Consider the following 846-nt stretch of genomic DNA (forward strand, 5'->3'; position numbering starts at 1 on the left):
ATATAGTGCAATCATCTAAAGCCCAACCCAATCCAAAGCAGATAAAAGAATAAAGTATCAATACAATCCATCCGCCATTCTTTGCGTATTTGCTTAATCCAAGCCCACATCTTTTCAATAGGATTTAAGTCTGGACTATAAGGGGTAACCAAACTATCTCATGCCATGCTCTTCAATGATTGCTTGAATATCACTGCGTTTATGAAAAGCGGCATTGTCCATGACAATTACACTGTTTTTAGGTAACTCAGGTAACAGTGCTTCTCTCACCCAATGAGAGAAAATATCGCTGTTAATAGAACCATCATATAAGCGTAAGGCAAACAATTCTCCATTGATAATGGCTCCAATCGCATTGCTCTGGTTCTTTAAATGCCAGTTATCACTTCCATGACAAACTTGTCCTTTTGTGCTGTAGCCATAAGGTCTATGAGCAAAGGCTTTAAAACCACATTCATCAAGATAGACTATCGGTTTGTCTTGAGCGGTCTTATCCACTATTTGTTCTTGAAAGTGCTCTCTTTTCTCTGTGTCGGCTTTTGGATGTTGGTTAATCTTTTTTTATGCGTTATCTTTAGTCGCTTTAGAGCATAACAAATCGCTGATTGCGAGCAATTAAAACGTCTAGCGCTTTCCCATTGGTAATCATCAGGATACTGCTCAATATCCTTAAGCAAGGCTTCATCATCAATCTTTGAGGGCTTACGCTCAGTAAAGCCTTTAGGATGGGGATTTTTAATCCAGCTATAGACGGTGAATTTGCTGATCTTGTAGCGCTTTGCAACAGCGCGCCAAGTTTCTCCATTAGCAATATCGTTAAGAATTTTCTGTCGGAATTGGCGGCAG

At 39.6% G+C, this 846-nt stretch carries 2 protein-coding genes; both read right to left on the bottom strand.

Annotated features, from left to right (window positions below; genetic code table 11):
* Nucleotides 1-153: 153 nt before the first annotated feature.
* Nucleotides 154-498: a transposase gene (locus tag A5N84_RS09260; protein WP_072282145.1), complete on the bottom strand. Its 345-nt coding sequence runs from the start codon at nt 496-498 to the stop codon at nt 154-156.
* Nucleotides 498-846, bottom strand: a 349-nt coding sequence (locus A5N84_RS09265; protein WP_072282146.1) for an IS630 transposase-related protein, incomplete at its 5' end; no start/stop codon positions are given. The genes A5N84_RS09260 and A5N84_RS09265, both read right to left, overlap by 1 nt.

It is taken from the genome of Rappaport israeli, from assembly GCF_001888055.1.
Lineage (GTDB): Bacteria > Pseudomonadota > Gammaproteobacteria > Cardiobacteriales > Cardiobacteriaceae > Rappaport > Rappaport israeli.